Source organism: Arthrobacter psychrochitiniphilus (assembly GCF_003185915.1).
Taxonomy (GTDB): Bacteria; Actinomycetota; Actinomycetes; order Actinomycetales; family Micrococcaceae; genus Specibacter; species Specibacter psychrochitiniphilus.
In genome coordinates this window covers 143789-170276 of the sequence record NZ_QHLZ01000005.1, presented here as the reverse complement: position 1 = coordinate 170276, position 26488 = coordinate 143789, and the positions used below count along the sequence as shown (strand labels likewise).

The 26488-nt window shown below is 60.8% G+C and carries 18 protein-coding genes; 6 read left to right on the top strand and 12 right to left on the bottom strand.

From position 1 onward, the window contains the following. Positions 1-51 precede the first annotated feature (51 nt). The 3 genes from CVS29_RS09515 to CVS29_RS09505 form a co-directional block, all read right to left on the bottom strand. Positions 52-1356 carry an alkaline phosphatase family protein gene (locus CVS29_RS09515; RefSeq protein ID WP_110106091.1) on the bottom strand — a complete coding sequence of 435 codons (1305 nt, stop codon included), beginning with the start codon at positions 1354-1356 and terminating at the stop codon, positions 52-54. Then, a complete protein-coding gene (locus CVS29_RS09510) occupies positions 1292-1972 on the bottom strand; it encodes a DUF5998 family protein (protein WP_110106090.1) in 681 nt (226 codons plus the stop codon). Before CVS29_RS09510 ends, CVS29_RS09515 begins: the two co-directional genes overlap by 65 nt. 77 nt (positions 1973-2049) lie before the next feature. Then, positions 2050-4725, bottom strand: coding sequence for a bifunctional acetate--CoA ligase family protein/GNAT family N-acetyltransferase (locus CVS29_RS09505; RefSeq protein WP_110106089.1), 2676 nt, complete (start codon positions 4723-4725; stop codon positions 2050-2052). 81 nt (positions 4726-4806) lie between these two features. Between CVS29_RS09505 and CVS29_RS09500 the strand changes: the two genes are divergently transcribed. Genes CVS29_RS09500 through CVS29_RS09490 form a run of 3 tightly spaced genes read left to right on the top strand, consistent with a single transcriptional unit; the run spans position 4807 to position 8962 of the window. Beyond that, a complete protein-coding gene (locus tag CVS29_RS09500) occupies positions 4807-7428 on the top strand; it encodes a DNA gyrase/topoisomerase IV subunit A (RefSeq protein WP_110106088.1) in 2622 nt (873 codons plus the stop codon). A 49-nt stretch (positions 7429-7477) separates the two neighbouring features. Next, positions 7478-7996 carry a DinB family protein gene (locus CVS29_RS09495; RefSeq protein ID WP_110106087.1) on the top strand — a complete coding sequence of 173 codons (519 nt, stop codon included), beginning with the start codon at positions 7478-7480 and terminating at the stop codon, positions 7994-7996. 24 nt (positions 7997-8020) lie between these two features. Then, positions 8021-8962, top strand: coding sequence for a hypothetical protein (locus CVS29_RS09490; protein ID WP_110106086.1), 942 nt, complete (start codon positions 8021-8023; stop codon positions 8960-8962). A 476-nt stretch (positions 8963-9438) separates the two neighbouring features. On the opposite strand, the gene CVS29_RS09485 is transcribed toward CVS29_RS09490, so the two are convergent. From CVS29_RS09485 to CVS29_RS09465, 5 genes are all read right to left on the bottom strand, one after another. Next, positions 9439-10341, bottom strand: coding sequence for an alcohol dehydrogenase catalytic domain-containing protein (locus tag CVS29_RS09485; protein WP_110106085.1), 903 nt, complete (start codon positions 10339-10341; stop codon positions 9439-9441). A gap of 146 nt (positions 10342-10487) precedes the next feature. After that, complete coding sequence (locus CVS29_RS09480; RefSeq protein ID WP_110106084.1) at positions 10488-11519, bottom strand: GNAT family N-acetyltransferase; 1032 nt, start codon at positions 11517-11519, stop codon at positions 10488-10490. A gap of 9 nt (positions 11520-11528) precedes the next feature. Further along, on the bottom strand, positions 11529-14930 hold the full coding sequence (gene cydC, locus CVS29_RS09475) for a thiol reductant ABC exporter subunit CydC (RefSeq protein WP_170120948.1): 3402 nt from the start codon (positions 14928-14930) through the stop codon (positions 11529-11531). 1 nt (position 14931) lies between these two features. Next, positions 14932-16020 carry a cytochrome d ubiquinol oxidase subunit II gene (gene cydB, locus CVS29_RS09470; protein WP_110106234.1) on the bottom strand — a complete coding sequence of 363 codons (1089 nt, stop codon included), beginning with the start codon at positions 16018-16020 and terminating at the stop codon, positions 14932-14934. A 62-nt stretch (positions 16021-16082) separates the two neighbouring features. Next, on the bottom strand, positions 16083-17669 hold the full coding sequence (locus tag CVS29_RS09465; protein ID WP_110106082.1) for a cytochrome ubiquinol oxidase subunit I: 1587 nt from the start codon (positions 17667-17669) through the stop codon (positions 16083-16085). A gap of 177 nt (positions 17670-17846) precedes the next feature. Here CVS29_RS09465 and CVS29_RS09460 point away from each other — a divergent pair, with 177 nt between their 5' ends. Together CVS29_RS09460 and CVS29_RS09455 are read left to right on the top strand one after the other, a co-directional pair. After that, positions 17847-18221 carry a BlaI/MecI/CopY family transcriptional regulator gene (locus CVS29_RS09460; RefSeq protein WP_110106081.1) on the top strand — a complete coding sequence of 125 codons (375 nt, stop codon included), beginning with the start codon at positions 17847-17849 and terminating at the stop codon, positions 18219-18221. A gap of 118 nt (positions 18222-18339) precedes the next feature. Further along, positions 18340-19290, top strand: coding sequence for a M48 family metalloprotease (locus CVS29_RS09455; protein ID WP_110106080.1), 951 nt, complete (start codon positions 18340-18342; stop codon positions 19288-19290). A gap of 69 nt (positions 19291-19359) precedes the next feature. Here CVS29_RS09455 and CVS29_RS09450 read toward each other — a convergent pair whose 3' ends face one another. Beyond that, positions 19360-21480, bottom strand: coding sequence for a DNA gyrase/topoisomerase IV subunit B (locus CVS29_RS09450; RefSeq protein WP_110106079.1), 2121 nt, complete (start codon positions 21478-21480; stop codon positions 19360-19362). Positions 21481-21669: 189 nt separating this feature from the next. Here CVS29_RS09450 and CVS29_RS09445 point away from each other — a divergent pair, with 189 nt between their 5' ends. Continuing rightward, the gene (locus CVS29_RS09445) at positions 21670-21894 is read left to right on the top strand and encodes a DUF7455 domain-containing protein (protein ID WP_110106078.1); all 225 of its coding nucleotides are present in this window, start codon (positions 21670-21672) and stop codon (positions 21892-21894) included. 240 nt (positions 21895-22134) lie between these two features. Here CVS29_RS09445 and CVS29_RS09440 read toward each other — a convergent pair whose 3' ends face one another. From CVS29_RS09440 to CVS29_RS09430, 3 genes are all read right to left on the bottom strand, one after another. Continuing rightward, positions 22135-23409: an RNA polymerase sigma factor gene (locus tag CVS29_RS09440; protein WP_110106077.1), complete on the bottom strand. Its 1275-nt coding sequence runs from the start codon at positions 23407-23409 to the stop codon at positions 22135-22137. A 301-nt stretch (positions 23410-23710) separates the two neighbouring features. Next, a complete protein-coding gene (locus CVS29_RS09435; protein ID WP_110106076.1) occupies positions 23711-25009 on the bottom strand; it encodes a DUF4192 domain-containing protein in 1299 nt (432 codons plus the stop codon). Positions 25010-25126: 117 nt separating this feature from the next. Beyond that, the gene (locus CVS29_RS09430) at positions 25127-26485 is read right to left on the bottom strand and encodes an MFS transporter (protein WP_110106075.1); all 1359 of its coding nucleotides are present in this window, start codon (positions 26483-26485) and stop codon (positions 25127-25129) included. Between the last annotated feature and the right edge of the window lie 3 nt (positions 26486-26488).

The following is a 26488-nucleotide window of genomic DNA, read 5'->3' as shown; positions in this document are numbered from 1 at the left end:
CGCGCCCGAGGGACCCGCTGCGAGCTTGCGAACAGTGGGAGGGTGTGGGGACTAGCGGCGTTTGCCCTTGGCCTTTTTCTCTGTGACCGGGATCCGCAGTAGCGGCACTTCCCTTTCGGCTTTGGTGATGGAGCCGTGCTGGCCCACCACTCCCATGGCTTGGACGCGAACGCGGCGCAGATCATAGAATGCCACTGATTCACGGGCCAGGACCAGCACGTCACCAATGCGTGCGCTGACGCTCTCGCTCACCTTGCCAAAGTAACCTGCCGTGATGGCTTGTTCCTTGGTCAGTACCCATGCTTTGTTCCGGAAGTGTTCCAGCCAGGCAGCCACGAGCCGGTCCCGGCCTTCCTCGGTTGTTTCGGGTTCAAGGTACAAGTGGACCATCCGGGGTTCCCCGGCGGTGTGACGGACGTTCTCCACCAAGTCCGGGAAAACAGAATAGTCAATCCGGTCTGAGTAGGGGATGTCAATCATCCCGTGATCGGCCGTCAACAGGATCAGGGTGTCCGAAGGCGCCGTTGCCGCTAGACGTTTCATGCCGGCGTCGAGCTCTTCCAATTGCCTCTCCCACTGGGGCGAGTCTGCGCCGTAGGCGTGCCCTGCCTTATCTAGTTCGCTCCAGTAGAGATAGACGAGTGCTTTGGGTGTGGCCGCCAATGCCGCGGCCGCCGCTTCCACTCTCGCGTGGGTGGAGGTGGCGCCCTTGAAGTTGCTTCCTCGCAGGGCCGCGCGTGTCATGGCTGAGTCGGCAAACTTAGGCAGGCTGACGGTGGTGGCTGGTACGTCTTGTGGCAGTGTTTGAAAGACTGTTGGAATTGGTTGCCACAGCAGCGGGTCTACGCCACCGTCCCAGTTGCCCAGCAGATTCACCACCTTGTCCTGGCGTGGATCAAGGACGTCATACCCCACCATGCCGTGTTGACCCGGTACTGCCCCCGTACCCAGTGCCGTCAACGAGGTGGCTGTGGTGCTGGGAAATGCAGCGTGAAGGGTACGGGGGTGTTCGCCACCGGAATCGGCGGCCATGACCCCGCGGAGGAACGGCGCATGGGAGGCGCGCTTCTTTAGCAGTGACTTCCCCAACCCATCGACCAAGACCACGCAGATCCGCCGGGCAGTGGGCAGTCTCAACACGTTGTTGTAGGACTCCGCGCCAAGCACGGCAGCGGCACTGGTCAGGACATCACCAACGCTGGCTTTGCCGTACTCGGGTGCGGCCGGCAATGTTGGCTGGCTGGCAAGGAGGGATTCGCTGGCGAGCGTGGTCTCGGGAACACCCACGGCGTTATCGGCGGTAATGGGAGCGAGCCAATCGTGCGCCGAAGGCAGGGAACCGGCCGGGTCCCGCATCGAGATGAGCTGGCGTACCGGTCCTGGTGTTCACGGCACGCAGGGCGCGGGCGAAGGCTTTGGCATCCGCCACGGCCTGCAGGCCCTCAGCCTCGGCGCTGATGCGCAAGGCGATGTCTTCCTGGGCGATGCTTCCCGAGTAGCCATGGTCGGCATCGCATTCGGCGTCCCCGCACGACGCCGGTCCCATTTCCACCCGCTGGCCCCCGGACCAGGCAATTGACAAGGTCAGCTCACGGGCCTGATCGGAGCTTCTGTAATCCTGAGGTTGAGCGTAAATGTAGCTCAGTACCACCGATTTGATCTGGCTGACGGGAACCGACTCCGTGGAGACCTGTGCCACCATCTGCTCTCCAGAGTCATCTAGCTGGTGATCATCAACGTGCGTGATCACCAACATTTCTGGGGTCAGTACCAAAACGGTAATGTGCCGGTGCACTTCAGTACGGTCAAAGTGGGTTTCCAGATGTACCAGGTGGGACAGCGGCTCCTGATTATCCAAAGCATCATTGACCACGTCGGCAACCAGCCGGGGATAAAAACCAGAGCGCTGTAACGCTGATTCCAAATCGCGGCCCTTGATGTTGGCCGGTACACCTGCTCCAAAGCTGTTCATGGTCCTTATTTTCGCACTTTGCACGGAGCGTTGCGAACTGACGCCGTGAAACTGCTCAACACCGTGGAATTACCCACCTAGGACCTCATGGCGCGTCTGGCACTGTCAGTGCGTTGGGCGGAGTTTCCGATCCGCACGTCCACGGCCAACACGGTCACCGTGGTGGGTCCAACAAGGATGGGTTTGAATTCTATGAGCGCCACTTCTGGATGTTCATCCTTGAGCATGGCAACACGCGCCACCAAATCTTCCAAGGCAGAAATATTTCCTGCTGGCAGCCCCTCATAGCCAAAAAGTTTCACGGCTGCCCTGGGCGATCGGATCAGGTCCGCCGAGTCACAGGCGGAAAGGGGCGGCACCCTGTGCGCCCAGTCATCGAGGAGGTTGACGGCGTCCCCGGACAAGCCGAAGGAAACCACCGGTCCCAACAGTGGATCTTCAATGGCGCGCAGTGTGCATGACTGCCCCACTTCTGCCATGCTCTGCACTTCCAAGTTTTTCTCACCGTATGGTTCAAGAAATTTGCGCATTTGCACAATATTGCGGCGCAGCGAATCCGCGTTTTCAATATTGATCCGTACACCTCCCAAATCCAGGCGGTGGCGCAGACTCGGATCTAAGGTCTTGATCGCGACAGGCCAGCCCAGACGTTCGGCGCCGGCCACAGCCTGGTCTTCGCTACCGAACGGCACGGACTCCAAGACCTCAATGCCGTAATGGCCCAGGAGTTCCCGGGCCTGATCGGTGCTGAGGGTGCGCAGTTGCGCGCCGGCAACGTCCTTTAGCCACGTATCCAGCAGGGCTTCAGCAGCCTGTGGGTTGACGCCGGCGGGTGGCTCAAAAACGGATGATTCCAGTGTTAGCCAGTGCGCATAACGCGTGACCGCAGCCAGTGCCGCTATGGCTGCTCCGGGATTGGAAAACGCTGGCAGCGCCCCGGCCATTTGCCGGTTCACGTGAATACTCACATCCACAATCCCAGTAAACACGGCAAGGACGGGTTTACCGGATTCCTCCGAACAGGCCTGCAGCGTCTTGGCGATGGTGTCCACGGGAAGCCCCACCACGGGCAAGAGCGTCACTATGGCCGAATCGGCACCCTTCTTCCCCAGAGCTGCCAGAACGGTCCTCTTGAGCAGAGGCAAAGCCCGCGACTGGCCAATGTCCAGCTCCAGAGCCGCCTGCATCTCCACCACCGTGAGCCCGTTCTCCTCGGCTGCATCAGCCACCACTGTGCCGAGAGCCCCGGAATTGGAAAGAATCGCCAGTCCCGGCCCCTTGGGCAGCGGCTGCCCCACCATGATCTGCGCCACATCGGAAAGTTCTTCAATGGTGTTCACCCGAACCACGCCGGACTGCCTGAGCATGGCGTCCAGGGCACCAGCCGGGGCCTGGGTGGTACGCACGGCGTGCCCCGGAGGAAGACGCAAGCCAATGGAATCCGACTTCGCTACAATGACAGGTTTACTGCGGGCCAGACGGCGCGAAATACGAGAAAATTTGCGCGGATTTCCAATGGATTCAAGGTACAGGGCGCACACAGTGGTGTTGGGGTCATCTTCCCAGAACTGCATCATGTCATTGCCCGAAACATCCGCCCTGTTTCCGGCGGACAACACGGTGGACATGCCCAGGCTGCGCCTGCTCAGGGAGGCGAAGAGGGAGACGCCCAGCGCCGCTGATTGGGTGAATACTCCGAGGCCGCCCTGCGTGGGCAGTTCTGGCGCCATGGAGGCATTGAGCAAAACGGCGGGGTCGGTGTTGGCCAGGCCCAACGACGCCGGCCCCACCAGCCTCATGCCGTTGGCTCGGGCCTGGCGCACCAGGTCCCGCTGCCGCGCAAGGCCGCGTTCGCCGTCGTCCCCGAAACCTGCCGTGGCAATGACTAAGCCCCGCACCCCTGCACGACCGCACTGTTCAATGACGCCGGGCACCTGATCGTAGGGGACGGCAATGACGGCCAAGTCCACAGGCCCGGGAACCTGGGCAATACTGCCGTAGGGCATCATGCCCGAAACCTCCAGCGCATCCTGGTTGACCGCATAGACGGCGCCCGTGAACTTACCTTCGATCACATGCTCCAGTAATTGCTGACCAACACTGCCCCACTCCCGGCTGGCCCCAATCACAGCCACCGAGGTGGGTGCTACCAACCCGGCGACGCTGAGCGCCTCGGCTCGGTGTTCGCGAGATGCCATGACGGCCCGGGATTTTTCTGTGGGGTCAATATCGAATGACAAGGAGATCACGCCATCATCAAAGTGCCGCTGCACCTCATAACCGGCCTCGGAAAATACCTGCATCATTTTTCGGTTCTCGGGCAGGACCTCGGCGGAAAACTTATCGATCCCGTTTTCGCGGGCCGCAGCGGCCAAGTGTTCCAATAGGATAGAGCCTAGGCCACGGCCTTGATGCGCGTCCGAGACGTTGAAGGCCACTTCTGCCTCGGTGGGCTCATTCAAGCGGTCATAGCGACCGATGCCGATGATTTCCCCGCCGCGGGTGATCACAAAGGCCACACGGTCGTGATAGTCCAGCTCCGTGAAACGGCGCAGCTCCTTGGCCGTAAGTTTGGACTTGTAAGTGAAAAAACGCAGGTAAATGGAGTTTTGCGATTGCGCCATGTGGAAAGTCTGGACGGCCTGCGCATCATCTGCCCGCATGGGACGCAAATGTCCTGTGCCCCCATCGCGAAGAACAACATCGGCTTCCCAATGGGCCGGATATTCGGGCGCTAGCTCTGGCTTCACCATAGAATCACTGTACCGACATGATGCCTGTTTTGGCGTGCATGCCACCCGCAACACCCAGTTAGAAAAGGAATCACCGCCACCATGGCCAAGCGCCAACCCCCTGCAGCAGATGACTTCGTTGAGAACATTGTTGACATTGATGTTTCCAATGAGATGGAAAGTTCCTTCCTGGAGTACGCCTATTCGGTGATTTACTCCCGTGCGCTCCCCGATGCGCGGGACGGTCTGAAGCCTGTGCAAAGGCGCATTCTGTACATGATGACCGAGATGGGTCTGCGCCCGGAAAAGGGGCATGTGAAAAGTGCCCGCGTGGTGGGCGAGGTCATGGGCAAGCTGCACCCGCACGGTGACTCGGCCATTTACGACACCATGGTGCGCATGGCGCAGGACTTCTCCTTGCGCCTGCCCCTCATTGACGGCCACGGCAACTTTGGCTCGCTCGACGACGGCCCCGCCGCCCCCCGCTACACCGAGGCCCGGCTGGCCGCGGCGGCCCTGACCCTGACCGGCAACCTGGATGAAGATGTTGTGGACTTTGTGCCCAACTATGACAACCAGATGATGCAACCCTCCGTACTCCCGGCCGCTTATCCGAATCTTCTGGTCAACGGGGCCAGCGGTATCGCTGTGGGTATGGCAACCAACATGGCCCCGCACAACCTGGTAGAAGTCATTGCCGCAGCCAGGCACCTGATTGAGCACCCGGACGCCACTCTTGAGGACGTCATGGCCTATGTGCCGGGTCCCGATCTGCCCTCCGGCGGGCGCATTGTGGGGTTGCAGGGTATTCGCGATGCGTACGCAACGGGCCGCGGTTCCTTCAAGATGCGCGCCAAGATCGCCGTTGAACAGCTTTCCCCACGCAAGGTGGGCCTGGTAGTCACCGAACTGCCGTACCTGGTGGGCCCGGAAAAGGTCAGGGAAAAGCTCAAGGACGCCCGCAATAACAACAAAGTAGTGGGCGTGGCAGATTTCATTGATCTCTCCGACCGCAAGCATGGGCTGCGTCTGGTCATTGAAATCAAGAACGGCTTCAACCCCGCCGCGGTCATGGAGCAGCTATACAAGTTCACACCGCTGGAGGAGTCCTTCGGCATCAACAACGTGTGCCTGGTGGACGGTCAGCCGCAAACTCTGGGTCTACTGCCGCTACTGCAGGTCTTTGTCAGCCACCGTATTGACGTGGTTCGCCGCCGCACAGCCTTCCGTCTGGGCAAGAAACAGGCCCGCCTGCACATTGTCGAGGGCATGCTCATTGCGATCGTGGACATTGACGAGGTCATCCAGATCATCCGCACCTCGGATGAAGTGGCCAATGCCCGCGAACGGCTCATGGCCGTCTATGACCTCTCCGAGATTCAGGCCAACTACATTCTTGACCTGCAACTGCGCCGCCTGACGCGTTTTTCCATGGTGGAGCTGGAATCCGAGCGGGACGATCTACGCCGCGAAATTGCCGCCCTTGAGGAAATTCTGGCCTCAGAAGAGGTTCTGCACCGGCTGGTTTCCGATGAACTCGGCGAGGTTGCCGCCAAGCATGGCACCCCCCGGCGAACTGTGCTGTTGGAATCAGAGGCCCTGGCACCGTCCGTGGCGAAGGCACTGGCCGCCGGCCTTGGCTCCAAAGCTGGCAAGGCCGCCCCGTTAGCCCTGGAAATTGCCGACGACCCCACCTGGGTGTTGCTGAGCGCCACGGGCCAAATTGCCCGGACGGCCACAGCGGATCCGCTCGTGGAATCAGGGGGCCGCAGCAAGCATGATGTGTTCACCTCGGTATTCAAAACCACTGCCCGCGCAGAAATTGGCGCCCTGACCTCGCTGGGACGGATGCTGCGCCTGCAAGTGGTTGATATGCCGGTGCTGCCGCCCACCGCGGCCCTGCCCAACTTAGCTGGTGGGGTGCCCGCCAAGGACTTCATCACCTTAACCAAGGGTGAAACACTGGTGGGCTTTGTGCCGTTGAACGCCGTCTTTGCGGTGGGCACGGCGGCGGGCGTGGTTAAACGGGTCACACCCGAGTACCCGCTGAACCGCGATGAGTGGGAGTACATCTCGCTCAAACCCAAGGACTACGTGGTGGGTGCCGGGATTTCCACGGAACACGAGGACCTGGTCTTCATCACCCGCGGTGCCCAGCTGCTGCGCTACAGTGCAGCCAATGTCCGTCCGCAGGGGCGGACCGCCGGTGGCATGGCCGGGATCAAGCTGGGGGCCAATGACGCCGTACTTTCCTTCGGGGTCCTTTCCCCTGCCGATCCGGACGCCGTGGTGGTGACGGTCTCGGGTGGGCAGGACGCTTTGCCGGGAACACCCTCGGGCTCGGCCAAGGTCACCGCACTCTCCGAGTATCCGAGCAAGGGACGTGCCACGGCCGGTGTGCGTGCACACCGGTTCTTGAAGGGCGAGGACCACCTGTTGGTGGCATGGGCAGGTCATGGCCCGGCGAAGGCCTCCTCAAGTTCTGGCGTGGCGCGGGCACTTCCCGTAGAACACGGGCACCGGGACGGTTCAGGTGTCCCGTTGACCGCTGGCATTGACCTGCTCGGTCCCAGTATTTCCACGCACGACGCCGGCCTGCCGCCAACCCTGCCTGCGGCCCCTCCCACAGTGAGTAGCCCGGCAACGGCACCGCCACCACCACTGCGTGATCCCAAACCCATCCCAGACTCCACCCAGGAAGCGTTTGAACTGCCGTTGGACTGATGCCGACCCATTTGCGCACCCCGCCATGGCCCCAGCCTAGACTGGGGCCATGGCAATCATTCCAGATGACAAAGATTGGACCTGGGTCTTGGATCGCCCCTGTCCAGAGTGTAATTTCAGTGCGTCAAAGGCCACTCCTGCAACGGCTGCAACCATGGTGCCCGCGCTGCTGCCTCGGTGGGAGGCAGCACTCCAGCGTGCCGGTGCCGAGGAACGCAGTGACCCTGGCAAATGGTCGGTGCTGGAATACGGCGCCCATGTTCGGGACGTCTTTGAGGTGTTCACCTCGAGGCTGGAACTCATGCTCCGTGAGGACAACCCCACCTTTGCAAACTGGGACCAAGACCAGGCCGCTCTTGACGGCAACTATGAGGCACTGGATCCGGCCGAGGTAGCAGCAGATCTTACCCAGAACGGTCTCGATGCGGCAGCCGCCTTTGGTGCTGTCACACCAGAGCAGTGGGACCGCAGAGGGCGCCGCAGCAACGGGTCAGAGTTCACCGTAGTCACAATCAGCGGCTACTTCCTGCACGATCTGGTCCACCACTTGCATGACATCGACGCCTGAACCGCCGGACGCAGGGAGCCCCAGATGCATCTTCACAGGAGGGACTTCACTCCGCCGCCGCCGAACCTGACAGATCAGGCATCGTTGCAACGAACATACCGCTACCTGCGGCTGGGCGTTGGCGGAACTGTGGTGCTCATTTTTGTTGCCGTCGCCGTCGCCATGGTCCAGGTGGGGGTGTTGTCCTCGGTCAGTGCCTACTTCTACACACCGGCCCGCACCGTTTTTGTGGGTGCCTTGATTGCTGCGTCACTGGGATTGCTGGCCATTTCCGGTACGGGACTCGAGCGGGCCCTGCTGGTCGCGGCCGGGTTGCTGGCACCCCTGATCGCTCTCGTCCCAACACCCCTGATCCCAGGATCAGTTCCAGGGATCGCCATCGATTGCGTGCCGGGGAACAGCTGTGTGCCCTCTGCTTACCGTCCCGACGTTGCGAATGGAATCTCCACCTACCTTGTAGTCAGTGTGGTCATGGTGGTTGCCGCGTTCTTCATTTTCAAGGGTCGCAACCACGAATTTCAGGCCGTCCGGAGCTCGCTGCTGGCGGCGAGCGGTCTGCTGCTCTTGGTGGCACTGATGTGGGTGTTGGCCCGGGAAGCGTTCCTGCAGTACACACACGTCACGGCCGCGATCGTGTTCTTCCTTGCGATCGGTACCGTTGCCGTGGCCAAAGCCTTCGAACACCACCACGGCATCCGGCCCACTAAGGAGTATCAGCGGCTGTACTGGCTCATTGCCGCAGGTTTCCTGCTCGACGCCGTGGTTGCCATTGCCGTCATCTCCGGCGGCTGGCTTGAAGCTTTAGCGGTGCCCCCGGTTCTGGTCTGCGAACTCGTAGCTCTGGCCCTGTTCCTGCTGTACTGGATTTTGCAATCTTTCCCCCGGTGGGATGCGCAGAACCCGGAACTGGTCTTCCCCGGTTCACTCATTGCGGCGAAGATGGGTCAACAGGGCCGCTCTCTGTGAGTGGCCCGCAGGGCCGCGCAATGTGAGGTACTCCATTCCTTGTGCACCTCCGTTGCCGCTAGGGAGGAACCCGGTACGGGACGCCGTGGTGATGATGCAGTAGTGATGCAGGCTTCCGGTTCCTTGAAGGGATTGGTGTCAGTGGGTGATTCAACCAAGACAAGGTGTGTCAAGGATCTGGGACGTTGCTTATGTGTTCCGGGATTATGCGTCCATACCGAACCCATCACCATGCGCCGTTTCCTTTGGGCGAAGGCTGGTCTCGGGCCAGAGCTGGATCAAGTAGTGCTTGCCTGGGGGTGCGGCGAGCCTGTATCCGCCGTAGTCCTCACCTCGGCCCCGCCAGCCACCGGGCCGGTGTTCAAGACGTGATAGACCGGGGAGGGGTCAAGCAGGGGCCAGAAAAAATTGGTGGTGGCAAGCCTCCGCCGCCAATTCTTCTTGTCCTCCCTTCCTGGCTTGCACGCGAACAGCAGCTACGGCGTGAGCAGGACCTTGATGGCCCGCCGCTCATCCATGGCGCGGTAAGCTTCCGCCGCGTCCGCCAGTGGAAGCGTGAGGTCAAATACCCGCCCGGGGTTGATCTTCCGTGCCCAGATCAGCTCGATCAGTTCGGGCAGGAAACGGCGCACGGGTGCGGGGCCGCCATGCAGGTGAATGCCGGAGAGGAATAGTTCCTGGCCGGAGAGTTCCACGTCGTGGGAGACACCGACATAGCCGACATGTCCGCCGGGGCGGGTGGCGCGAATGGCCTGCATCATGGACTCCTGGGTGCCGACGGCTTCGATGACCGAATGTGCCCCGTACCCTCCGGTGACAATGTCTGTGGCCCCAAAATCGCGGGCCATCTCCTGCCGGTCGGCGTGCCGTGACATGGCAATGATTCTCGTGGCACCGAGTTGACTGGCCGCGAGAATACCGAGCGGGCCGAGGGCGCCGTCCCCAACCACCAACAGCAACGGGACCAAATAGGCGTCGGGCATGCCCGGCGTAGCTACCAAGGTGCCGCCCGCCCAAGGGATGCGGGCGTATTCGGCTTGCGTGCCAATCCCACCCATGCCCACAACATGAACACACCGAGATTGGTAGCCGGCCTGGCAGATCTCGCACGTATTGTCCGAGGCCATGAAGGAACCCACAACGAAAGCGCCCGGTTTGGTGTTTTTGACGTCCGCGCCGATTTCCGCCACCACACCCACATACGCATGGCCCATGGAAGCGTCGTGTACCTCGTGGGCGCCGCGGTAGGGCCATAGGTCCGATCCACAGACGCAGCTCGCGGTCACCTTGATGATCGCGTCGGTAGCCTCAACAATGGTGGGGTTCTCACGTTCGGCGACGCGGATATCGCCGGGGGCGGCCATGATGACTGCGTGCATGGTGGTTTCCTTCTTGCGAAGTGGCTTGGTCTGCCCTTCAAAGACACCACTGCTTGCGAAAGTGCAAAAGACGCTAGTAGCAGTGAATTGCGTGGAACGCGCACAGGCCAGCGTAACCAAGCCCTTGGTAGCCAGATCCCAACTAGTCAGGTCCCGAGTAGTTTGTCCCAGACCATGCTGCGGCGCACCGGCTGGTAGCCCATGCTCTCATACAACCTGAGAGCTCCAGAGGGGTTCTCCGTGTCCACATCCAGTGCGGCACGGTCCAAACCTGCTTGCACAAAACGTGTCATGGCGTCGGCCAGCAGTGCCGGGGCGATCCCGCGCCCGCGCCACTCCCGGCGCACACCGAGCAGTTCGGTGTACCCCTCACCGCCATGCCCGGGACGTAAATCCCCCGGGTCAACCGTTACCAGCTGGTATCCGGCTACTTCACCGGTGGTGCTGTCCACGGCAACCGTACACAAGTCTTGGCGCAGGTGTTCGTGCCGCATTTCAACGGCCCACCGTTCCTGAGTGCGCGGCTCAGAACCCCAATGATCAGCGAAGGCCTCATTATGCCCCAGCCGCACAGCCTCGCTGAGCTCATCGGTCAACGGCGTGATGGTGATCCCCTCAGGAGCCTGCACGGCAGGCAGGTCAAGCAACGGCCGTTGCATCTGCGAGTAGTACCTCACCACAGAGTAACCGGCACCGGCAAGCAAGGCCCGTTGCCCCACATTGTCCTCTTCTACGTGGTTGCGCACCTTGGGTACCCGCGGATCGGGGGCTTGAACGTTGTCGAGGACCAGAGCGCTGTCAACCGCAAAGCGTGCGGCAGCCTGTGCTTCCTGCCAGGCAAGCAAGGCCGCCCCCACGCCGCGCCGGCGCCACAGCGGATCCACGCCGCCTTGGACATTGGCTTTGTCCCCGGCAGGGTTCTTGCTCACATCGGCGTAAGCGCGCAGCACGCCGTCCGCGTCCACACCAACCAGAGCATTTTCCGCCACGGGATTGCCCGGATCGGCCAGTGCAGCCTCCAGCTCGGAACGTTGGGCATGCCACGGCGCATTTTCAAACGCCGCAATGCGCTTAACAAGACCCAGCCAAGCATCCACATCGCCTATAAGCGGTGGACGGAACACCAGCCCATCAGCATGCGGGAGGGGAATGTTCGTGCCGGAGGGTTCCTCAATCATCCTCTCAGCCTAAAGGTGAGCACCCGCGCCTTCCAACACAGGCTCCCCCAACCGAAGGTGAGTATCGGCACGTTGGGCAAGGTCGTCGTCGTGCGTCACCAGCACCACGGCGGCACCGCTCAGAGCCGTACGCAAATCATCTATCAGCTCGGCGCCCTCGTCTTGGCCCAGGTGTGCTGTGGGCTCATCGAGAAGTACCACGTCGGCCCCCGCCACGAGCGTGCGGGCCACCGACACGCGGGTCCGCTGCCCGCCGGAGAGGTGGTGCCCACCGGGCCCCACCCGAGTGTCCAGTCCCAGCGGCAGCTCAGCGAGCCACGAGCCCAGCCCCACTGTGTGCAGGACGGCGCGCAGCTGCTCCTCATCAGGGGGTGATGTTGCCGGGCGAGCCAACGCCAAGTTCGAGCGCAAAGTGGAGTTGAACAAGTAGGCGTCCTGCGGGCACCAGGCGATCTTGGTCAGGGTCTTTGGCTCAGCGGGGTGGTTGTTGATCAAATAATGCCCTGATTCATTTTTCAAGAAGCCCAACAACACTGCCAGAAGGGTCGACTTCCCGGAGCCCGAGGGCCCGCTGATGCTCCACCACTTTCCGCGCTGAGCTGTCCCGCTCAAGCCTTCAAAAACAGTGTGCTCAGAGTTGGGGTAGCGGGCACTGATGTTCTCCACCTCAAGCGTCTGCACGTCAATCTTTTGCGCGTCATCGCGCCGCACGGCTTCGCCAGGAACAGAACCCACCTGCTGCGAGAATGTCTCATCAGGGGCCTCCTTCGCGACTTGGACTGTGACGGGAGCATCCAGTAAAGGAAGTGTCCGGCTCATCAAGGCGGCGAGGGCCGGAAGAGAACTGACTGCTTCTATGTATTGGCCCAGCGGCTCAGCCAAGGCAAGCATGAGCAGTGCCGCCACGGCGGCGGCACGGGGGTCAACACCAGCCACAATTGCGCTCAGGGCAGCCGCAATGGCGGCCAGGGAGGTCAACAAGCTGACAAAGCCCTGGCCTAGACCGTCAGCCCCTGCCAGCCGGCGCAGCGGCTTGGCCACAGCAGCATCGGCGTCCCTGAACCGCTGAGCCGCAATGGCACCCACGCCGTTGGCGCTCAAATCGCCGGCAGCGGCAAACAAGGTGGTGGCACGTTCGGCCAACCACACCCGGTGAACAGCAGCCGCGGCCGAGGCGCGCCGCTGGGCGGCAAGTACCAGAACAGGCAGCAGTACCAGTACCAAAACACCCAGTATCAGGACAACGCCGGCAGCTTGCGGAACCAGCAAGAACACGGTCAACAGCACCCCACCATAAGAGATCAATGCCGAAGGGATGGGTACCACGGCGCGCGGCACGGCGTCGCGCAGTTCATCAACGTCCGCCACCAACGTTCCCAGGGCGCCGCCCGATCGGGTGAGCCTGCCCCAGTGCACCACAGAGGAACCCAGTGAGTCCCACAGTTTCAGGCGCAGTTCTGTGGCCCAGCGGAATACTGCATCATGAGTCAGTAGCCGTTCACAATAGCGCAGCAGCGAGCGGCCAATGCCGAAGGCACGGACACCCACAATGAACGTCATCAGGTACAGAATTGGCGGCTGCGCGGAGGCCCACACAATGAGCCATCCGGAAATCCCTGACAGGGCTGCTGCGCTGAGCGTGGCCAGTGCCGAAACTAAAACTCCGGCGGCAAATCGTGGTGAGCGCAGGGGCAGGTGACGCATGTGCCGCCACTGAAAACGCGCCACAGGAACAGCTACTTCGCCTGTATCCACGGCAGCCAAGCCATCGGAAACTTCCACAACATCCACAGACTCCACTATGTTGAGCCCGGAGTCCGGACCGCTGGCGCACAAGAGTGTGCCTAGGAGCTGATCGTGAGTTGCAACAACCACTGCCACGCTCCCCCGCAGCCGGGCAAGTTCCCTCCTCACGGCGTGGGCGGAGACGGGGTCAAGATGGGCTGTGGGCTCGTCAAAGAGCGCCAGTTCCACGGCCGGATCCGCAGCAATCCTTGCTAGGGCGCGGGCTACGGCTACCCGGCGCAGTTCCCCAGGGCTGCATTCCAGCACTGGACGGTGGAGTAGATGTGCGGCATTGACAGCAGTCAGTGCCGCCACGATGGCGCTGTGGCTGAGGCCCTGGTTGTGAGGAACGCTGGCGTACAGGGCCACTTCCTGAGCCACCGTGGCCTCAGTAAAAGCCGGGTGCTGAGAGACAAAAACGATGGCTGCCGGGTTCCGGATGGCAAGTTCGCCACCAAGGCGTGCCGCACCGGGACCTGTCAGCGGCAGTAAACCTGCCAGCGCGGCAAGGATGGTGGATTTTCCAGTTCCGCTAGGTGTTGCCAACACCAGCGCTTCGCCGGGGGCAAGACTGGCGGTGAATCCGGAAACGGCGGCTTCGGTGCGATCTGGATAGCTGACGGTGAAGTTGTTGGCCTCAAGTACCACGTCCGCGGCGGCCGGTGCCTGGATCGGCTGGGAGGGCGAGGCTGCGCCGAGAATTTCCGTGGAACGGCGCAAGGCCTCCACTCCGTCCTCGCTGCCGTGGTGGGCTGCGCCAAGATCACGCAGCGGCCGGAAGCACTCCGGGGCGAGCATGAGCGCCAGCAGACCGGCCTCCAAGTCCATGGAACCACTCACCAGACGCACACCGATGAACACGGCAACTACGGCAACAGAAATGGTGCTGATGAGTTCCAGCGCCATGGAGGAGAGAAAGGCGGTGCGCAAAGTTGCCATGGTGGATTTGCGGTAGCCCTCACAAACGTCCTCCAGTGCCTTGCGTTGAGCGCCGGCGCGGCGCAGGCCCACCAGGACGGGAAGTCCGCGGGCCAGTTCCAGCAGATGGTTCGAGAGCCTGTCCAGGCCGTTGGCAGCCTGTTCCACCCGCTCCTGGGTGTGGAAACCGATCAGGATCATGAACACCGGCACCAGCGGCAAGGTCAGGGCTACGATCAGGGCACTGACCCAGTCTGAGATGAGAATTTGCAGGCCGATCGCCAGCGGCAGCACCGCACAGCTGACAAGTGCAGGCAGGTACGTGGCAAAGTAGTTATCCAGACCGTCCAGTCCACGGCTGGCCAGCATGCCTTCGGCCCCGACGGCCCCACCCTGACCGCCATTGCGCGGGTCAAGGCGGTGGGCCACGAGGTTGGCGCGCAATTCTTCCTTGGCACCGAGCGCTGCGCGGCGGGCCAGAATGGACGCTCCCCACACGGCTGCGCCCAGCAGGATGGCGCCCACACTCCCCTGCACCAGCAACTTGGTGCCATCCAGCGCCTCATGACCAGCCCATTGGGCCAAGGCATGGGCCAGGGCACCCAGGCCAAGAACCAGGGCAACGGCCTTCAGGGCAGCCAAGCCACCCAGACCGGCCAGAGCCAGTTTGGTTGAATTACCAGGAGGGAGTGTGGGGCGCATGCTCATACTAGGAATCTCCGCCAGTTGTGGTGTGCTCGAAGTGGGGCTCGCTGGTGGATCCAACAGAAACATATCCGACGGCGGGACCAAACTCGTGCGGTTCGGGCAGGTGAGCCACGGTGATGCGCTTGCGGAAGATCCAGTACGTCCACGCTTGGTAGGCCAACACCAGCGGGACACCCACAGCCGCCACAATGGACATCAGGCCCAGCGTGTAGCTTGAGGAAGAGGCGTTCTCCACTGTCAGGTTCCACAGCGGATCCAGCGTGGACGGCAGCACTACGGGGTAGGCGGCGCTGAAGATCGCGGTAGCACCTGCAAGCAGGAAGCCGCCCATGGCCAGGAAGCTGAGGCCTTCACGGCCTGCCTTGTTGGCCATCCAGGAAGCTACGGCGCACGCAACGGCTACGGCGATCAAAAGCCAGCTAAACCATTTGCCGTTCTCCAGGGCCACCGCAATGGCCCACACCGCCATCGGCGCCAGTCCCACAGGCATCCACCGGCCCACCAATCGGCGGGCGCGGTGGCGGATGTCGCCGTCGGTCTTCAGGGCAACAAACGCTGCGGCATGGATGATAGCGAAGCCCACTACGGCGAGCCCACCAATCACGGCGTACCAGGTGAACCAGGCGAAGGGCCCTCCCACGCGGTCGCCATTCGCGTTCAGCGGCAGACCCGTGGTGGTCAAGGCCAGCATGGCACCGATGCCGAAGGCAGCAACGAAGGAGCCTAGGGCGATGGCCCAGTCCCAGACCGTCCGCCACATATCGGAGTGGACTTTGCCCCGGTATTCAAAGGCCACGGCGCGGAAGATCAGCGCTATCAGCACGAACACCAGGGGAATGTACAGTGCCGAGAACAGCGAGGCATACCAGAACGGGAATGCGGCGAAGGTGGCGCCGCCGGCAGTGAGCAGCCACACCTCGTTGCCGTCCCAGACAGGCCCCACGGTGTTGAGCAGGACACGGCGTTCCTTTTCGCCGCGGGCGAAGGTCTTCATGAGTATGCCAACACCCAAATCGAATCCTTCAAGGAAGAGGTAGCCGATCCACAGCACGGCAATCAGTATGAACCACAAAGTGGGAAGAAAATCCATCATTAGTCCTTTGGCTTCAGCAGCAAGTCAGGGGCGCGGGCACGCTGTTGGTGCCCTGGAGGTCAGTACGCGAACGCAAGCACATCGTCGTCCGCTTCCCCGCCTGGGCCGGCGCCGCCGTCGTCCGTCTTTTTGGTCTGGTCCAGTTCCGGCATGGCCGAGACCACGCCGCCGCGGATGTACTTGGTCAGCAGGACCACTTCCACTACCAGCAGCACGGCGTACACGGTGGTCAGTGCCACGAGGGAGAAGATCACCTCGCCGGCCGAGACGCCAGGGGAAACGGCCGAGGCGGTGAACATGAACACTTGATCGATGCCGCTCATGGACGGGTTGGGTGCCACCACGAAGGGCTGGCGGCCCATTTCGGTGAAGATCCAGCCGGCGGCGTTGGCGCCAAAGGGCGCAAGGATGCCGATCAGGGCAAGGCGCATCAGGGCCTTGGACTTGGGAACGGTGCCCTTGCGGGTGGCCCACAGGGCTACGGCAGCGGCGGCAGCAGCAAGCCCGCCAAAGCCGATCATCATGCGGAAGCCCCAGTAAGTGACGGGCATGACCGGAACGTAGTTGATCTCTTGGCCGGCCCGGTCACCGTACATCGGATCATCGGGAAGGTACTTGCCGTATTTGGCCTGGTACTCGGGTACCAGAGTGTTCACGCCCTTGATCTCGGTGGTGAAGTCGTTGTGAGCCAGGAAGGAGAGCAGGCCTGGCACTTCCATGACGGCCACAACCTCGGAGCAGTCGCGGCTTCCAACGTCACCAAGGGACAGGATGGAGAAACTGGTTCCGTCATGGCAGGCAGCCTCGGCGGCTGCCATCTTCATGGGTTGCTGTTCAAACATCAGCTTTCCTGACAAGTCACCGGAGACGGCGGACCCGGCAAAAGCGATCATGGCAACCACGGCACCGAAGCGCAGTGATTTGATCCACACCGAATGATCCTTCTTGTCTCGGCCCGGTATGGTGGCTGATTCGCCCACAATGACCCGTCCCGTGGCATCCACGGTGTCAATGCCGTCCTTGCGGCGGCGCCACAGCTGGTACCAGGAGATACCGAGGAGGAAGCCGCCGGCCACGGCCAGCGCACCGGTAATGGTGTGGAAGAAGGCCACGAGTGCGGTGTTGTTGGTGAAGACAGCCCAGGCGTCCACCATGACGGGGCGCCCGTTGAGCATTTCCACACCTACGGGGTGCTGCATCCAGGAGTTCGCCACGAGGATGAAGTATGCCGAAACAATGGATCCTGCAACGGCGATCCAGAGGCAGGCCAAGTGAATGCGTGGGGGAAGCTTCTTCCAGCCGAAGATCCACAGGCCCAGGAAGGTTGATTCAACGAAAAAGGCCAGCAGGGCTTCCATGGCCAGGGGCGCCCCGAACACGTCACCGACGAAGCGGCTGTATTCGCTCCACGCCATGCCGAATTGGAACTCCTGGACGATCCCGGTGGCCACGCCCATGATGAAATTGATCAGGAAGAGCTTGCCCCAGAACTTTGTCATGCGCAGATAGGCTTCGTTGCCGGTTTTGTGCCAGCGTGTCTGCAAAATGGCCACCAAAGTACCCAAGCCGATGGTCAGCGGCACCATTAGGAAGTGGTACACGGTCACTATTCCGAACTGCCACCTGGCAATGTCCAGAGCTTCCACTATGTTTCCCCTCGTCCATGAAAAATATTCAGACTATCCAGCACGTTCTACATCTTGTAGAACTTCTATTTCTACCTTGTGTAGAACATCGCTGTCAAAAGCTGTATATTTAGTGATGTACGTATATTTGGCGTACTCTTACGTGTTTCGATGACTGCAGTGAAGTAGAGGATTTGAATGGCAACGCTTGGGGATTTGGAAAGAGCTGTCATGGACCTGCTGTGGGAGCATCAGGAAGCCATAACAGCTAATATTCTGCGGGATTTACTCTCGCAGCGGACCACGGATGACAATGCAGAGTCACGCCCGTTGGCCGTCACCACAGTGCTGACGGTGCTGTCCAGGCTGGAAAAAAAGGGCTTGGTTGAGCGCGAAAGGGCTTCACGACCGCACCGCTACCGCGCTGTCACAAGTCGCGAAGAACACACCGCAGAACTCATGCTGGAAGTATTGGGCTCCGCCCCGGACCGCGAAGCCGTTTTGGCGCGATTCATCGGTACCGTCAGTCCCGGCGAGGCCCAGACACTGCGCACCCTTCTGGGACGTCCCTAACATTTGCATCCACTAAGCGCACTTGCCACGCCCAGTGCTTGACTGAGCTCGTTGAGCGCACTGGTGGAGCCCACTGGCGCAGTACCCTGTGCAAGCCAGAGACGGTAAGTTGTAGAACATGTTCTGGACCTCCTGGTTCCTTGCCGCCTTGGCTATAGCCTTGGCGTGGCCGGTGCCTGTTTTTCTTTCCCGCGCGGCATGGCCTGCCCGGGCACCTTTTGCCGCCATGGTGTTGTGGCAGTCCATAGCCCTTGCTGGTGGCCTGTCCATGATTGGGGCCATGCTTTGCTGGGGTTTGGTGCCCCTGGGTGAGAACCTGGCCAGCGGGCTGCACGGACTGGCCCTGATCTTGCTGGGCCGGGATTCCCTTGACACACTGGGATTAATCCACGCTTTTGCACTCAGTGCGGCGGCCCTACTCTCAGCCCATTTGGTCTTCACGCTGTGGCTGACCTACTACCGCATCCAGCGCCAGCGCAGCAGGCACCGGGACCTGTTGAACCTGCTCAGTTCACCGTCAACCGACCGCCCCGACACGCTCGTCATCAATCATCAGGCCCCTGTTGCATATTGCCTGCCAGGGGGCTCACGCTCCGTTACCGTGCTCTCAGAGGGGCTCCTTGAGTTGCTCTCACCTGAGGAGTTGCATGCGGTTCTGCTCCATGAGCAGACTCATCTGTTACAGCGCCACCACCTGCTGTTGTGGGCCTTCGCCGCATGGCGTTCGGCACTTCCTTGGCTACCCACCTCGAAGCTGGCCCAGCAGGCGGTTTCGTCCCTGATTGAGATCATGGCCGACGACGTAGCCTTGCGTTCCGTGGACAAGGCCACCTTGGTCACGGCCATCGCCTTGGTGGCCAGCGGTTCAGCCCAGCTGCCTGCCGATACGCTGATGGCGGACAACGCAAGCCAAATCGACACGCCCACCACCACCTCGGCCCGCCTGAGTAAATTGTTGGCCCCCGCCCCAGCCCTGGCCACGGGCCGCCAGGTACTGATCATCGCCGGGGCGCTCATGCTCCTGGCCATTCCCACAGCCCTCCTGCTGGTTCCCGGCATTCTGGCCTAGAGCGGCGCAGGGCGCCTTAATGCCAGGTGGTGCGAGCCGCTGCGGGGTTGGGGCTAGTGCAAGGTGGGGCTAGGCGTCAATGCGTCCCTGATCCAACTGTTCACTACCGGCAACAATGAATTCCTTGCGGGGCGCCACCTCTGAACCCATGAGAAGTTCAAACGTGTGCTCGGCACGGTCGGCGTCGGCGCTTGTGACCCGTCGCAGCATCCTATGGCGAGGATCCATGGTGGTTTCGGCCAACTGGTCAGCGTCCATCTCGCCCAGACCCTTGTAGCGCTGAATAGGGATCTTGTGGCTCTTTCCTGCCTTTTCCAGCTTGGCGAGGAGCTTATGCAGTTCGTTCTCAGAGTAAATGTAGATCATTTCATTGGCTTTGGCGCCTGCGTTGATGACCTCCACCCGGTAGAGCGGCGGAACAGCGGCATACACATTTCCGGCATCGACCATGGGGCGCATGTAACGGAAGAACAAGGTCAATAGGAGTGTCCGGATATGTGCGCCGTCAACGTCAGCATCCGTCATCAGGATCACCTTCCCGTAACGTGCTGCGGCCAAGTCAAAGCTGCGTCCTGAGCCGGCTCCAACCACCTGGATTAGGGCTGCGCACTCGGCGTTGGCCAGCATGTCTCCCACCGAGGCCTTTTGCACGTTCAGGATCTTGCCTCGGATGGGCAGCAGAGCCTGGAAATCGGAGGATCTGGCCATTTTGGCCGTACCCAGTGCGCTGTCCCCTTCCACAATAAAGAGCTCGCTCTTGGCTACATCGGTGCTGCGGCAATCCGCCAGCTTGGTGGGTAGGGAGGATGTTTCCAAGGCGTTTTTGCGCCGCTGGGTTTCTTTGTGGACCCGGGCGGAGATGCGTGACTTCATTTCTGAAACCACTTTTTCCAACAGCTGCGCGGACTGGATTTTTTCCCCGCGTGCCGTGGAGTCGAGTTTTTCCTTGAGCGCCTTCTCCACTACCTTGGCCACAATGGCTTTGACGGCCGGGGTCCCCAAAATTTCTTTTGTCTGGCCTTCGAACTGGGGCTCTGCCAGCCGGACCGTCAGGACGGCCGTCAGACCGGCCATAACATCGTCCTTTTCGATCTTGTCGTTGCCTGCCTTGAGCTTTCGCGCATTGGCCTCAATGACCTTGCGGAACGTTTTGAGCAGCGCCTGCTCAAAGCCTTCCTGGTGCCGGCCACCTTTGGGTGTGGCAATGATGTTCACGAAGCTGCGCATGGTGGTCTCGTAGCCCACCCCCCAGCGCAAAGCAATATCCACCTCGCAATCGCGTTCCATCGCAGTGCTTTCCAGACGCCCCTCCGCGTTGAGAACGGGAACGGTTTCGGTGAAGGTGCCATGACCTTGCAGACGCCAAATATCCGTGACCGCCCCGCCAACGGAGAGGAAGTCAACAAACTCGGACAGGCCGCCGTCGTGGTGGAAGATCTCCTCATGCGTGGCAAACTCCCCCGGTGTCCCAGCGAGGCGGCGTTCGTCAATGACTTTGATTTTCAAGCCCGGCACCAGGAAGGAGGTCTGCCGTGCACGTGCCACAAGTTCGTCGTAGGAGAACTTGGCATCCGCTGTGAAGATCTGCCGGTCCGCCCAGTACCGAATCCTGGTGCCTGTCACCCCGCGCTTGGTGGTGCCCACAACATCGAGGCTGGAGGCCTCGGTAAAGGGCGCAAAAGCCACATCAGGGCTGAGGGACTTTCCGGGGTCTTTAAAGTGGCCCGGTTCCCCGCGACGGAAGCTCATTTGGTAGGTTTTTCCACCACGATCCACCTGGGCGTCCATGCGTGAGGACAAGGCGTTGACAACACTGGCACCCACACCGTGCAGACCACCAGAAGCAGCGTAGGAACTTCCACCAAACTTGCCTCCGGCGTGAAGTTTCGTCAGAACAACTTCCAGACCCGTCAGCCCGGTCTTAGGCTCCACATCCACGGGAATGCCGCGGCCGTCGTCATGCACTTCCACCGAGGAATCCTTGTGCAGGATGACAGTGATGTTTTGACCGTATCCGGCCAGCGCCTCATCCACGGAGTTATCGATAATCTCCCACAAGCAGTGCATGAGACCGCGAGAGTCGGTGGACCCGATGTACATGCCGGGACGCTTGCGCACAGCCTCCAGCCCCTCCAGGACGGAGAGATGGCGTGCGCTGTAATCGGAACTTTGGCGTGCCACTGTGGACATACTCCTTCAAGGTTTGCTTGGCCTAACAATTACTAAGGTTAATGGCTGGCGCGGCGTTGTGGTTACAGGCTGGCCGGGCCAAGAGACTTCCATCGGGATACGCGGTTAGCGAAAGTACCCCACGTCGATGGAAGCACAGCGCCCCATTGGTGGTTGTATAAAGTACAAGAACTTATTAAGGAGGCCATCATGACCACCACGACCGTCAGCAACCTAGAACTGACTACCCTTGACCGTTGTGACCGTTGCGGCGCACAAGCTTATGTGCGAGTAACATTGGAGTCCTCCGGCGGTGAGCTGCGTTTTTGCGGCCACCACGCCCGGGCAGTAGAAGCTACTTTGAAGCCTCTCGCTTCGCAGTGGCACGACGAGACCAACCGCCTGCACGAAAAGGCGCCCGTTTCGATCGACTAGGACACCTGCCTGAACAGAATCGGTATAAGAGAAGGGCCCCGGAAGATCCGGGGCCCTTCTCTTATGTCCTCATCCACACCCGGCGCTCACTAGGAGCAGACGGTTGGGCCCATAGTTCCGAGGGCCCCAAGCATCGGCTCGCTTGCGAGCCACAGACCGGGAGCAGACGGGTGGGCCCACAGTTCCGAGGGCCCCAAGCATCGGCTCGCTTGCGAGCCGATGCTTGGGAGGAACTGGGGACTAGTCCAGGTAGTCGCGCAGAACCTGTGAGCGTGACGGGTGGCGCAGCTTGGACATGGTTTTGGATTCGATCTGGCGGATGCGTTCACGCGTCACACCGTAGACCTTGCCAATTTCATCTAAAGTCTTCGGCTGGCCATCGGTCAGGCCGAAGCGCATGGCGACGACGCCTGCTTCACGTTCGGACAGGGTGTCCAGAACTGAGTGAAGCTGTTCCTGCAACAGGGTGAAGGAGACTGCGTCTGCCGGTACAACGGCTTCGGAGTCTTCAATCAAGTCACCGAACTCGGAGTCACCGTCTTCACCCAGCGGGGTATGAAGGGAGATGGGTTCGCGGCCGTACTTTTGAACTTCAACAACCTTTTCAGGAGTCATGTCCAATTCCTTGGCCAGTTCCTCAGGTGTGGGTTCGCGGCCCAAATCCTGCAACATCTGGCGCTGCACGCGTGCCAGCTTGTTGATGACTTCTACCATGTGCACCGGGATGCGGATGGTACGAGCCTGATCCGCCATTGCGCGGGTAATGGCCTGACGGATCCACCAGGTGGCGTAGGTGGAGAACTTGAAGCCCTTGGTGTAGTCGAACTTCTCGACGGCACGGATCAGGCCCAGGTTTCCTTCCTGGATCAGATCCAGGAAGAGCATTCCGCGGCCGGTGTAGCGTTTGGCCAGGGATACCACTAGGCGCAGGTTAGCTTCCAGCAAGTGGTTCTTGGCAATGCCACCGTCGTGGACAATGCGGTCCATGTCGCGCCTGAGCTGGGCGTCCATGGCCTCGCGGCCCTCTTTGAGCTTTTCAGTGGCGAAAAGTCCTGCTTCAATGCGCAGAGCCAGGTCAACTTCCTGCTCAGCGTTGAGAAGGGCAACTTTACCGATTTGCTTGAGGTAGTCCTTAACAGGGTCAGCCGTAGCGCCTGCGGACATGACTTGCTGCACGGGGGCATCATCATCATCAGAGTCCGAGTACACGAATCCGGTACCTGTGGCGACGGGACGTTCCTTAGCAGTTTCTTCCTGCTCGTCTTCATCCATCGGATCTTCGGCGGCAGCCTCTTCTTCAATCTTGGCCTTGCCGCGGCGGGCCGGAGCGGCCTTCTTGGGTGCAGCCGTGGCACCAGTAGCGGGCTCTGCGCCAGCAGCCTCGGCTGCGGCTGCTTTCTTTGCAGCCATGGTGGCAGCACGCTTCTGTGCTGGCGTCAGGGGCACGGTTGCTGACGAGGTGGGATCCTCAGTCTCCTTAGTTGTGGAGACGTTGCTCTTAGCAGTAGCAGACACAGAAAACCTTTCTTACGGCGGTCTGTGGAGTTACCGTCGGGCAACACCACTATGACCCTGTCAAGTCCGCGCTGGTAAGCGCATCACATTTTCTTGAAGGGTCACAGGGTATAACTCCCCGCAACACGGCATTGTTCCCGCCGTCCGAATGATTTTTATCTTCGGCACAATCAACTAAAAATGAATGCATCAACACGGACCCCACCGGGTCTTGCATCCAGTGTCTCACGATTTTGCACTACCATCTTGCGCACGCCACGCTCTAGGGCGATGCTGGTGTGCAATAAAGATCACAACCCGCTTATGCGGCCTCGTCGAGATCAGTTTCTTTGTCCTGGTTGTCTCGGTGCCAGGCAGTTTTTGGATTCCTGGCGCACTCGGCAACGTGACCGGCGGAAAGTAGTTGCTCAAGAAGGGACGCTAATCGGTACCCGGGCTGGTAGTCCATGCAGGCCTGGAAATATTGTCCAGCCCAGCTGCCCCGGCCCTTGCACCATTGGATCCATCCCAAAATGCACAGCACGGGCGCTTTGTCAGTGTCATCACTGGCCTGTGCCAGAAATTGCAAGAAGCGCTCCGCCTTGTCAAGCCGAGCCCAATCTAGGACGCGAGGCTCCTCGCCCGGGATTCTGGGCTCGCTTGCTCCGATGAGGATATTGCTGAAATTGTAGGCCGCCTCAACTAGGTGATCATCGCTGAGGCAATCAACGTTCAAAGGCCGCCCGGCAGCTTGATTTCCACCGTACCAATTCTTGGCCACCATGATCGGTTCCGTGTCTGGCCCCACCAAACTCATACCAGCGGCACCTGCCAGAGCATACTCGGCGGTGGTGGCGAGGAGCACCATGACGGCGTCACGCGCACTGTGATTGGCCAGCCCGGCAAGCAGGAAGGCGCACATGTGTGGATCTGGCGGTTTTGGCCATAGTTCCAGACTGAACGCCCACGCCTGCAAGGTGGCCGTCAATTGCTGCACCCCACACCCATTAATGACCATGCTCCCCGCTAGAATTTCACCGCCAACGACGCCGGCGGCGGCCACTGTGGCAGCAAACTCCGGGTCTCTCACCGCTATTAACTCACGCACTTGTTCCATGGGGGCCCGCCCCACTACGCTGCCGCGAAAGATGAATTCGGCGTTGACAAAGCTTTCTTTGATGCAGAGATTCTCTTTTCCTGGCCACGGGCAGCACCGGGCGTCCGTGCATTCGAGGGATCGCCAGTGCTCCGTACCAATAAACCATGCGTCCCTCACGGGCAGTCCTTGCGCTTCGAACGCCTTGCGCAATGCCTTGTACAACTGCGCTTGAGGCAGCCCGCCGGGCACGCGCCAATCTTGTCTACCGAAAATAGCAATTAAAGAACCATCGGCGCCCTTGTCATTAGCGAGCTGGGTCGCTGCGATGGCGGCAAAGCGCCCGACTTCCTTGCCACTGGTTGAATCGGGTGGAAGGTCAAGACGCATGGTGGCTCGCAGCTTCTTGCCCAGCATGGAAATGGCGACAATGCTGGCATCGGGCCAGTACCCCACCATGTGAGGAATGAATGCCATGAGGTCTTCGCCGGCACTGACTTTGATGGTTTCTAGTGGTTTGTTCATGGTCCAAGACTGGTCCCCAGGTGATCTGGATTCCAGAGCGCTGACCGCAAACCGCTCAATCTGTGGATAACAGGCGCTTTGGTCAGCAAGCCCGTGGTGAACTTCTCACAGTGGCGGCTAGGACTTGCGGTGGTTCTTCTCATCACGGCGTTCGGCTTTGTACTGCTGCTGGCGGCGGCGGCTATCGGCTAGGACAACGCGCAGCGGCGGAACCACTGCTCCGCGCTCGGCCATGGTTCGCCGTACTTTTCGGCGGCTAGTAATGACGGCGGCAATGCCGATTCCGAGAACAATGAATTGGAAAGAGAACGCAACCCGGAATGCATCGAGAGAATACAACCCCTCCGGGGAAAAGCCCGTTCCATTGAGCAGGTCAAGAATCAGCCCCACCATATACATGGTCACCAACGCTGCGAAGAAACCACCCACATTCACAATGCCAGTGGCCGTGCCCACCCGGTGGGAGGGGTTAAAGGTCCGGGCAAAATCAAAAGCGATCATCGAAGCGGGCCCGCCCACTGCCAGCACCAACACCAACACCACTAACAGCCACAACGGGGAGGGCCCGGACTGCAGCAACACGGCAGCCCAGACGGCGACGATGGCAAAGGTCACAGCCAGCACCATGGTGGAGCGGCGTAGCGGATGTTTCCCCACCCAACTGCCCAGGAAGGGACCGCACACGATCCCGACCACAACGAACAGGCTCAGCAGTATGCTGGCGGTGCCAGTGTCCAGGCCCTGACCCGAGACCAAGAAGGGGTATCCCCAGGTGAGAACAAAGACCGTGCCGGAAAATTGGGTTGCGAAGTGGCTCCACATGCCCAGCCTTGTACCGGGCTGCCGCCAGGCGGTGGCCAGGTCTGACATTGATTCCTTCAAGCCCTGCTGCGAGGATGCACTCACTGCGCCTAGGGGCGCGTTGCGCACTAGCGCAAAAGCGAGCACACAGGCCAGTACTCCCAGGGCGGCCAAGCCCGCGAAGGCCGGGCTCCACCCGGCAGCATGGAGCACAAAAGCAAAAGGGGCGATGCTGATGAGCTGCCCAAATTGACCCAGCTGACCTGTCAGCTGGGTCAGGAGAGGAACTTTTCGTGTAGAGAACCAGAAGGGAACGAGCCGGATCACGGCAATGAAGGTCATGGCGTCACCGGCACCAACAAAGATTCTCCCCACAACACCTGCGGGAATGGAGGAAGCGGCCGCCAATTGCAGTTGCCCCACGGCCATCAGGGCAGCGCCTGTGGCAATCATGATGCGGGGACCGAACCTGTCAACGAGGACGCCAACCGGGATTTGCAGCCCGGCATATACAACGAGCTGGATCACGGTGAAGGCAGATAAAGCCGCCGCAGTGGCCCCAAATCGGTCAGTGGCCACCAGACCCGCTACGCCGAAGGAAGTCCTTTGGGTAACGGCAATCAGGTAGGCAAAAACTCCAACACCCCAAACCAACCACGCACGCTTACTATCCACGTA

What these genes read in the sequence shown, in the direction of transcription:
- CVS29_RS09515 (WP_110106091.1), bottom strand. Translation starts at nt 1,356, where the DNA reads ATGCGGGACCCGGCCGGTTCCCTGCCTTCGGCGCACGATTGGCTCGCT.
- CVS29_RS09510 (WP_110106090.1), bottom strand. Translation starts at nt 1,972, where the DNA reads ATGAACAGCTTTGGAGCAGGTGTACCGGCCAACATCAAGGGCCGCGAT.
- CVS29_RS09505 (WP_110106089.1), bottom strand. Translation starts at nt 4,725, where the DNA reads ATGGTGAAGCCAGAGCTAGCGCCCGAATATCCGGCCCATTGGGAAGCC.
- CVS29_RS09500 (WP_110106088.1), top strand. Translation starts at nt 4,807, where the DNA reads ATGGCCAAGCGCCAACCCCCTGCAGCAGATGACTTCGTTGAGAACATT.
- CVS29_RS09495 (WP_110106087.1), top strand. Translation starts at nt 7,478, where the DNA reads ATGGCAATCATTCCAGATGACAAAGATTGGACCTGGGTCTTGGATCGC.
- CVS29_RS09490 (WP_110106086.1), top strand. Translation starts at nt 8,021, where the DNA reads ATGCATCTTCACAGGAGGGACTTCACTCCGCCGCCGCCGAACCTGACA.
- CVS29_RS09485 (WP_110106085.1), bottom strand. Translation starts at nt 10,341, where the DNA reads ATGCACGCAGTCATCATGGCCGCCCCCGGCGATATCCGCGTCGCCGAA.
- CVS29_RS09480 (WP_110106084.1), bottom strand. Translation starts at nt 11,519, where the DNA reads ATGATTGAGGAACCCTCCGGCACGAACATTCCCCTCCCGCATGCTGAT.
- cydC (WP_170120948.1), bottom strand. Translation starts at nt 14,930, where the DNA reads ATGAGCATGCGCCCCACACTCCCTCCTGGTAATTCAACCAAACTGGCT.
- cydB (WP_110106234.1), bottom strand. Translation starts at nt 16,020, where the DNA reads ATGGATTTTCTTCCCACTTTGTGGTTCATACTGATTGCCGTGCTGTGG.
- CVS29_RS09460 (WP_110106081.1), top strand. Translation starts at nt 17,847, where the DNA reads ATGGCAACGCTTGGGGATTTGGAAAGAGCTGTCATGGACCTGCTGTGG.
- CVS29_RS09455 (WP_110106080.1), top strand. Translation starts at nt 18,340, where the DNA reads ATGTTCTGGACCTCCTGGTTCCTTGCCGCCTTGGCTATAGCCTTGGCG.
- CVS29_RS09450 (WP_110106079.1), bottom strand. Translation starts at nt 21,480, where the DNA reads ATGTCCACAGTGGCACGCCAAAGTTCCGATTACAGCGCACGCCATCTC.
- CVS29_RS09445 (WP_110106078.1), top strand. Translation starts at nt 21,670, where the DNA reads ATGACCACCACGACCGTCAGCAACCTAGAACTGACTACCCTTGACCGT.
- CVS29_RS09435 (WP_110106076.1), bottom strand. Translation starts at nt 25,009, where the DNA reads ATGAACAAACCACTAGAAACCATCAAAGTCAGTGCCGGCGAAGACCTC.